The following is an 829-nucleotide window of genomic DNA, read 5'->3' as shown; positions in this document are numbered from 1 at the left end:
GACCCCTTCTCTGCCAGCCTGTTCGTATTTTGCAACCGGGAGCGGAATAAACTCAAGCTGCTGTACTGGGATCACAACGGCTTTTGGTTGTTCTACCGGCGTTTGGAGCGTGGCACGTTCCAGTGGCCGAGCGATGCGGAACAAACGGTCGCGGTTTCCTCCCGTGAACTGCGTTGGTTGCTCGACGGTCTGGCGCTGACTCAGCGGCAAGCTCATCCGGCTGTGGTGGTGGACACCGTGGTATAGCGTCGTGCATAGGTTCATCGGAAGCAGGAATCGACAAACGGTTGTCGAATCTATCTTCTATGGACATTCAGACCGATTCTCTCACCCTGGAGCAACTCCAGCAACAAAATAAGAAATTAGCACAGCAGTTGACCGAAGCGACCGCCAAGCTCCAGTGGTATGAGGAGCAATTCCGCCTGGCGCAGCACAAGCGCTTTGGCGCTTCCAGCGAGAAGACGCATCCGGATCAGATGGAGCTCCATCTATTCAATGAAGCCGAGGTGCTGGCGGTCGCTCCCGGCGAAGAACCGCCCATGGAGAAGATCACCTACGAGCGCCGCAAACCGAAAGGGAAGCGGGAAGACGACCTTTCGGACCTCCCCGTGGAAACGGTCATCTATACGCTCGAAGAAGGCGAGCAAACCTGTGCTTGCTGCGGCCACTCGTTGCACGAGATGACCACACAGACACGCAGTGAGATCGCCATCGTCCCCCCTCAAGTGAAGGTTGTTCGACATGTACAGCAGGTGTATGCCTGCCGCCACTGTGAGCGGAACGAGGTGCATACGCCCATCGTCACCGCCCCCATGCCCAAGCCGGTGTA

The 829-nt window shown here is 57.3% G+C and carries 2 protein-coding genes; both read left to right on the top strand.

Going from position 1 to position 829, the window contains the following annotated elements:
- Nucleotides 1-246, top strand: a 246-nt coding sequence (gene tnpB / locus ACE5LO_RS27710; RefSeq protein ID WP_375523135.1) for an IS66 family insertion sequence element accessory protein TnpB, incomplete at its 5' end; no start/stop codon positions are given.
- A gap of 59 nt (nt 247-305) precedes the next feature.
- The coding region (locus ACE5LO_RS27705; RefSeq protein WP_375523134.1) for an IS66 family transposase zinc-finger binding domain-containing protein at nt 306-829 on the top strand (524 nt) is incomplete at its 3' end.

The organism is Paenibacillus medicaginis (assembly GCF_042138635.1).
GTDB lineage: Bacteria > Bacillota > Bacilli > Paenibacillales > Paenibacillaceae > Paenibacillus > Paenibacillus medicaginis.
This window is presented reverse-complemented; position numbering and strand designations above follow the sequence as displayed.